This window comes from Luteibacter sp. P4_E6 (assembly GCF_056401535.1).
In genome coordinates this window covers 1-7,803 of the sequence record NZ_JBFUJE010000167.1, presented here as the reverse complement: position 1 = coordinate 7,803, position 7,803 = coordinate 1, and the positions used below count along the sequence as shown (strand labels likewise).

At 65.2% G+C, this 7,803-nt stretch carries 4 protein-coding genes; 3 read left to right on the top strand and 1 reads right to left on the bottom strand.

All coding sequences use genetic code 11. The features are described 5' to 3' along the window. The coding region (gene recB, locus AC1DT2_RS11695) for an exodeoxyribonuclease V subunit beta (protein ID WP_477296349.1) at positions 1 to 2,900 on the top strand (2,900 nt) is incomplete at its 5' end. Beyond that, on the top strand, positions 2,897 to 4,774 hold the full coding sequence (gene recD / locus AC1DT2_RS11690) for an exodeoxyribonuclease V subunit alpha (protein WP_477296347.1): 1,878 nt from the start codon (positions 2,897 to 2,899) through the stop codon (positions 4,772 to 4,774). The genes recB and recD, both read left to right, overlap by 4 nt. 13 nt (positions 4,775 to 4,787) lie before the next feature. Here the strand turns inward: recD and AC1DT2_RS11685 are convergent, their stop codons facing one another. Then, positions 4,788 to 5,798 carry an NAD-dependent epimerase gene (locus tag AC1DT2_RS11685; protein ID WP_477296346.1) on the bottom strand — a complete coding sequence of 337 codons (1,011 nt, stop codon included), beginning with the start codon at positions 5,796 to 5,798 and terminating at the stop codon, positions 4,788 to 4,790. 231 nt (positions 5,799 to 6,029) lie between these two features. Between AC1DT2_RS11685 and thrS the strand changes: the two genes are divergently transcribed. Further along, the coding region (gene thrS / locus AC1DT2_RS11680; RefSeq protein ID WP_477296345.1) for a threonine--tRNA ligase at positions 6,030 to 7,803 on the top strand (1,774 nt) is incomplete at its 3' end.

Genomic DNA, 7,803 nt, shown 5'->3' with positions numbered 1-7,803 from the left:
TCGAGGCCTTGCTGCGCGATGCCGTGCGGACCAAGGTACTGAAAAACAATATCCACCAGCCCGCCTCACTCGAACGCAACCTGGCCGGCGTGCGCCATTGGCTCGAGACCGGTGAGGCTGGCGCGGTCGATGTCGCCCGCTACGGATCGTCCCGGCTGGACGGTGCCGTCAGCAAGGGCAACGTCCGGCCGGAGCATCCCGCTTTTGGTGCCGTCGAGCACTGGAGCGAGTGGCAAGCGGGCAAGCCTGCGATTCGTTTTGCAATCCTGGCCGATGCCGTGGAGCGTGTTCGCGAGCGCTTCGCCGAGCAGAAGCGCCGGCGTGCCCAGATCGGCTTCGACGACCTGCTTGCGCGGCTCGATCGCGCGCTGGCGTCGACCTCGGGTGCCGAACTCGCCGAGACGATCCGTCGGCAGTACCCGCTCGCGCTGATCGACGAGTTTCAGGACACCGATCCACTGCAGTACCGTATCTTTCGGGCGGTGTACGCGCTCAACCCGGACGTGGGCCTGTTGCTCATCGGTGATCCGAAGCAGGCGATCTATGCCTTCCGCGGCGCCGATATCCACACGTATCTTTCCGCGCGAAGCGAAGCTGAGGCCCCGCACTACAGCCTCGACACTAATCACCRGTCGAGCGAGGGTATGGTCGCCGCCGTCAACGCGCTGTTCGCCCGGGCGGAAGATCACCCGACCGGCGCCTTCCACTTCGCTGACCGCGGATTGCCATTCAACCGGGTGCAGGCGCGTGGACGGGCCGAACGCTTCGTCGTCGATGGAACGGACCAGCCAGCCCTGCACGTCTGGCTGCTCGACGACGAGGTGCCGGTCGGTGTGCGGATGTACCGCGAGCAGATGGCCGAAGCGTGTGCGACCGAGATCGTTCGCCTGCTGGAAGGGGCAAAGCAGGGTGGCACGGGCTTCGCTCGCGAGGGGTCTGTCACGCCGCTGAAGCCCGCGGATATCGCCGTGCTCGTGCGCAGCCACAACGAGGCGTCGGAGATTCGATCTGCGCTTTCCGCGCGCCGCGTGCGCAGCGTTTTCCTGTCCGATCGCGACTCCGTGCTGGAGAGCATCGAGGCGCACGACACCCTGCTCTGGTTGCGTGCCGTCGCCGAGCCATCGTCGGACACCGCCATGCGAGCGGCGCTTGCCACGCGCACCCTGTTCCTGGGTTACGGCGAGCTCGAGCAACTGAATGTCGACGAACGCCACTGGGAGCGTCGCGGCCAGCAGCTCTTCGAGTTGCGCGAGACCTGGCGCCGTGCGGGTGTGCTGGCGATGCTGCATCGTTTTCTGCATGTTTTCGACCTGCCGGCGCGTCTGCTCGGTCAGGCCGGCGGCGAGCGCGCGCTGACCAACCTCCTGCATCTTGCCGAACTTCTCCAGCAGGCCGCCTCGACGATCGAGGGCGAGCAGGCGTTGATTCGTTACCTTGCCGAGCGTATCGAGGACACGGCCAGCCATACCGGCGAAGACCAGGTCGTTCGCCTGGAAAGCGACGACGATCTGGTCAAGGTCGTGACCATCCACAAATCCAAGGGCCTGGAATACCCGCTGGTGTTCCTTCCTTTCGTCTGCGCCAGCGGCGGTACGCGTCCGGGGCAGGGCTATCGATACCATGACGGAGTCGGTTCGCAGCTCGAGCTGCTTTCGTCAGGGCACGAAGCGGCAGGCGAGTCCGTGCGGCAGGCGAAGGACGCGGCCGAGCGTGCCGCCCTGCAGGAGGATCTGCGCCTGCTCTACGTGGCGATGACACGTGCACGCCACGCCAGCTGGCTGGGCGTGGCGCCGGTCTGCTACAACGCTGCAAAGAAGCCCCAGGTGCATCGGTCGGCTTTCGGCCACCTGCTCAGCGGCGGCCAGGACATCGACAACGGCGCCATCGAGGGCCTTCTGCGCGCCATGGCCCGGGACGAACCGGCGATCAGCATCGACTACATGCCGGCGCCGGACGAGCGCAGCTACGAAGCGCCGGTACGCKACGAACGGCCGCTGCCCGCGCGCACGGCCCGGCTGGCGAAAGCGGAGCCGTGGTGGATCGCGAGCTACAGCGCCCTGCGTTATGCGGATAGCGAAGCCGTCGCACCCGAGACGGCGACCGATGACGTCATTGTCGAGTACGCAGGCGAAGTGGCGGCCGCCTCCGTCGAGGCGGCGACGATCCACGCCTTCGAGCGTGGCGCGGAGGCGGGCACCTTCCTCCACGACCTTCTGGWATGGATGGCAGAGGAAGGCTTCGCCCAGATCGCGTCGGATCCGGAGCGCCTCCGCGACACCGTAGCCCGGCGCTGCGAACGTCGCGGCTGGGAGGCTTCCATCGACCTGCTCACCGACTGGCTGCTGGTGTTGCTACGCACGCCGCTGCCGGTGCCCGAGGGCGGTTCGTTCTCCCTGGGCTCGCTGGGTGACCCTTCGCGCTATCGCGCCGAGCTGGAATTTCTGTTCGAAGCGCGCCGGGTAGACACGCTGGCGCTCGATCGTATCGTTCGCGAGCACACGCTCGACGGGGCGCCGCGTCCGTCGCTCACGGCCGATCGCGTCAATGGCATGCTCAAGGGTTTCATCGATCTCATCGTCGAGCACGACGGTCGCTGGTACGTGGCCGATTACAAATCGAACTGGCTCGGCGTGGACGAGCTGGCCTATACGCCGGCAGCCATGCGGCACTCGATCCTCGATTCCCGTTACGAACTTCAGTACGCCCTGTACCTGCTTGCCCTGCATCGACTGTTGCGCTCGCGGCTGGGCCGTGCGTACGACTACGACACGCACGTGGGTGGGGCCATCTACATCTACCTGCGGGGCGCTGACGGAAACGGTCATGGCGTGCATGTGGAGCGCCCCGCACGCGCCATGATCGACGCGCTTGACGCACTCTTCGAAGGAGCGTCGGCATGAATGCGCAGCTGATGTCATGGCTCGATCGCGGCGTGCAGKAAGCGAAGCTTCGCTCGGTGGATCGTGCCTTCGCCAGATTTCTGTCGACCCTGGACGAGCATGGCGACGGGCGCGTCCTGATGGCGGCGGCGCTGGCCAGCCGCGAGCTGGGGGAAGGCCATATCTGTGTCGGTATCGAGGCACTTGCCGTCGTCGAGCCGGTGCTGGCCGATGCGGCGGCATGGTTGTCGGTATCGCCCCTGGTGGGTTCGTCGGAGGGCCCGCCGAACACGCCGCTCGTGCTCGACGGCGGCCTGCTCTACCTGCGTCGCTTCTGGCGCGACGAGGCGCGCGTCGCCGATGCCATCCTGTCGCGGCTCGCACCGTCCGACGTACCCGCCGATCTTGCGCAGGAGCTGGATCGTCTCTTCCCCGTCGAAGCCGGCGCGCTCAACTGGCAGAAGGTGGCTTGCGCCGTGGCGGCACGCGGGTCGTTCGCCGTCATCACGGGCGGTCCCGGCACAGGCAAGACCACCACGGTGGTGCGTTTGCTCGGCTTGCTGCAAACGCTCGCGCACCACCGCAACGAACCGCGCCTGCGTATCCGGCTCGCGGCACCGACCGGCAAGGCCGCGGCCCGGCTGAACGCTTCGATCGCCGGGCAGATCGAGCGGCTGGATGTGGATGTCGCGGTAAAGCAGGCGATTCCCGCCGAAGTGACTACCCTGCATCGTCTGCTGGGCAGTCGCCCGGATACGCGTTCCTTCAGGCACGACCGCGACAACCCGTTGCATCTGGATGTACTCGTCATCGACGAAGCGTCGATGATCGATCTGGAGATGATGGCCGCCACGCTCGATGCGCTGCCGCGCGATGCCCGATTGATCCTGCTCGGCGATAAGGATCAGCTGTCGTCGGTCGAAGCCGGTGCGGTACTCGGCGACCTTTGCGCGCGCGCGGATGCCGGTCACTACGATGTCGCCACGCGCGACTGGCTTACGGCGGTCTGCGGCGTCGACGTGAGCGAATGGACGGATCCTGACGATGCGCGATCGCTCGACCAGCGTGTCGTCATGTTGCGTCGAAGCAGGCGCTTCGGTGAAGACAGCGGTATCGGTGCGCTCGCACAGGCCATCAACGCCGGGGACGCCGTTGCGGTGACGCGCGCCTTCGCCAGCACACGCGGCGACATTGCTTTCGTTGCGCCGTCGGCCACATCGATTGCCACGCTGGCCGTCGACGGTCGCGCGGGGGCGCCCGGTCATCGCCATTATCTGGACTGGATCGAACGGGAGCGTCCCGCCATCGACGCTTCCTTCGAGGCATTCCAGCGATGGGGTGCGGGAGCGCTCACGGCTTACGCCCGGTTCCAGCTCCTTTGCGCCACACGCCACGGCGATGCCGGTGTGGACAGGCAGAACGAACTCATCGCGCAGGGTTTGCTCGACCGTGGGCTGATCGACGCGGTGGCAGGGTGGTACGAAGGGCGCCCGGTTATGGTCACGCGCAACGACTACGCGCTGGGCCTGATGAACGGCGACGTCGGCGTGACGCTATGGGTACCGGACGGGCAGGGCGGCATGGCATTGCGGGTCGCCTTCGCCGTGATGGACGACCAGGGTGGCGAGCGCATGCGCTTCGTCGTGCCCAGTCGTTTGTCTGCCGTGGATACGGTCTATGCCATGACAGTACATAAGTCACAGGGGTCGGAGTTCGAACACACGGCCCTGGCGTTGCCGCCAGAACCGTCACCGGTGCTGACGCGCGAGCTGGTCTATACAGGAGTGACGCGCGCGCGGACTCACTTCACGCTACTGGCCGCGCCGGACATCCTCGGCTATGCGGTCTCGCGGAAGACGCGGCGGGCCTCGGGGTTGCTTCGTCGGCTGATTTGACGCCACCACCCATTCAATCGACCCCGTAATAGTCCTTGAACCAGGCAGCAAACTTCCCCAGCCCCACATCGATCGACGTCGAAGGCGCATACCCCACATCACGCCGCAGCGCCGACACATCCGCCCATGTATCCGGCACATCGCCCGGCTGCATCGGCAGCAGCCGCTTCTCCACCGTACGGCCGAGGTGCTTCTCCAGCAGGCCGATGAAATCCAGCAGCTGCACGGGCTCATCGTTGCCAATGTTGTAGACGCGGTACGGCGCTGCCGAGCTGCCGGGGTTTGGCGCGACCGGATCGTACGAGGGATCCGGCGCGGCCGGACGATCGAGCGTGCGAATCACCCCTTCGACCACGTCGTCGACGTAGGTGAAGTCACGGCTGTGGTCGCCATGGTTGTACACGTCGATAGGCTCGCCCTTGACGATGCGGCTGGCGAAGAGGATCGGCGACATGTCCGGGCGGCCCCAGGGGCCATAGACCGTAAAAAAGCGCAGCCCCGTGGTCGGCAGGCCGAACAGGTGGCTGTATGTGTGGGCCATCAGCTCGTTGGACTTCTTCGTCGCGGCGTACAGGCTCACCGGGTGGTCCACGGCGTCCTCCACGGCGAACGGCATCTTGCGGTTGGCCCCGTAGACCGAGCTCGACGAGGCGTAGACCAGGTGCCCCACGGCATGTCGCCGGCATGCCTCGAGGATATTCACGAAACCCACCAGGTTGCTCTGCACATAAGCGTGCGGGTGGGTGAGCGAATAACGCACGCCGGCCTGGGCGGCGAGGTGGGCGACGCGCTCGGGCTGGAAGTCGGCGAAAGCGCGGTCGACGGCGGCCTGTTCGGCAAGGTCCGCCCGCACGTGCGTGTAGTGGGGGTGGTGCATGAAGCGGGCCACGCGAGCCTCTTTCAATGCCGGGTCGTAGTAGTCGTTGTGGTTGTCGAAGCCCAGTACGGTGTCGCCGCGGGCGAGCAGCCGCTCGGTGAGGTGGGAGCCGACGAAGCCGGCGCTGCCGGTAACCAGGATGCGCATGGAAGGACCTGCCAGGGAGCGATCCACCTAGTCTAACGGACGGCCGATTTGACACGGCAGCACGGCTGATCTAGCTTTTGCCCGATATCCACGCGACCAAGGTGGCCTGCGGTAACGCCGGCCGAGAGTGCGACATGCGGACTACGCGCCTCCCAACCTGATCCCACGCCACGTCTTCGTCGTCACCGAAGGGCGTATGGCGCCCTTTTTGTTTGTCCGGAATTTGCAACCATGATCCAGATCACGCTACCCGACGGCAGCCAGCGCCCGTTCGAGCATCCCGTTTCCGTGCAGGACGTTGCCGCCTCGATCGGCGCCGGCCTCGCCAAAGCCACCCTGGCCGGCAAGGTCGACGGCAAGCTGGTCGACGCCAGCTACACGATCGACCACGACGCCGCCCTCGAGATCGTCACCGAGAAGAGCCCCGAGGCGCTGGATATCCTCCGCCATTCCACGGCCCACCTGCTCGGTCAGGCCGTGCAGCGCCTGTTTCCGGGTGCGCAGGTGACCATCGGTCCGGTGATCGATAACGGCTTCTTCTACGACTTCGCCTACGAACGGCCGTTTACGCCGGACGACCTCGTCGTCATCGAGGCCGAGATGGAGAAGATCGTCAAGGAGCAGATTCCGGTCACCCGTTCGGTGAAGAGCCGCGACGAAGCCATCACGTTCTTTCGTGGGCTCGGCGAGGAGTACAAGGCACAGATCATCGAAGGTATCCCGGCGAACGAGGAGCTTTCCCTCTACACCCAGGGTGAGTTCACGGATCTCTGCCGTGGCCCGCATGTGTCCAACACGGGCAAGCTGCGCGCGTTCAAGCTGATGAAGGTCGCCGGTGCCTACTGGCGCGGCGATTCCAACAACGAGATGCTGACCCGTATCTACGGCACCTCGTGGCTGAACGACAAGGACCTCAAGGCCCATCTGCTTCAGCTGGAAGAAGCCGAAAAGCGTGATCACCGCCGCATCGGCAAGCAACTCGACCTGTTCCACATGCAGGAAGAAGCGCCGGGCATGGTGTTCTGGCACCCGAAGGGCTGGGCCATCTGGCAGGCTGTGGAGCAGTACGTGCGCGGTGTCTACCGCAGCAGCGGCTACAAGGAGGTCCGTGGTCCGCAGATCATGGACGTCAGCCTGTGGAAGAAGTCCGGTCACTGGGACAACTACCAGGAAAACATGTTCTTCACCGAGTCGGAGAAGCGCACTTATGCGCTCAAGCCGATGAACTGCCCGGGCCACATCCAGATATTCAACACCCACCTGCACAGCTACCGCGACCTGCCGATCCGCTACGGCGAGTTCGGCGGCTGCCACCGTAACGAGCCTTCGGGCGCGCTTCACGGCATCATGCGGGTGCGCGCGTTCACCCAGGACGACGGCCACATCTTCTGTACGCCGGCCCAGATCGAAGATGAGGTCGCGGCGTTCCACGCCCAGGCGATGAAGGTCTATGCCGACTTCGGTTTTGACGACATCGCCATGAAGATCGCCCTGCGTCCGGAAAAGCGCATCGGTGCGGACGAGGTCTGGGACAAGGCCGAGCACGCCCTGCGTGCCGCCCTGTCGGCAGCCGGCGTGGCATGGGAGGAGCTGCCGGGTGAGGGCGCCTTCTACGGCCCGAAGATCGAGTACCACATGAAGGACTCGATCGGTCGCGCCTGGCAGGTCGGTACCATGCAGGTCGATTTCATGATGCCCGAGCGCCTTGGCGCCGAGTACGTGGACGAGAACTCACAGCGCCAGCATCCTGTCATGCTGCACCGGGCCATCGTCGGTTCGATGGAGCGTTTCATTGGTATCCTGATCGAACACCACGCGGGCTTGCTTCCGCCCTGGCTTGCCCCCATTCAGGCAGTAGTGTTCAGCATCACCGACGCACAGGCCGATTATGTGCGCGAAGTCACCCAAACCCTTGTCGGACAAGGCTTCAGGGTAGAGGCCGATTTGCGCAACGAGAAAGTCGGATATAAAATCAGGGAGCATACGTTGCAGAAGGTCCCTTATC

Coding starts and splice junctions, on each gene's coding strand:
- AC1DT2_RS11685 (WP_477296346.1), bottom strand. CDS start 5,798: ATGCGCATCCTGGTTACCGGCAGCGCCGGCTTCGTCGGCTCCCACCTC.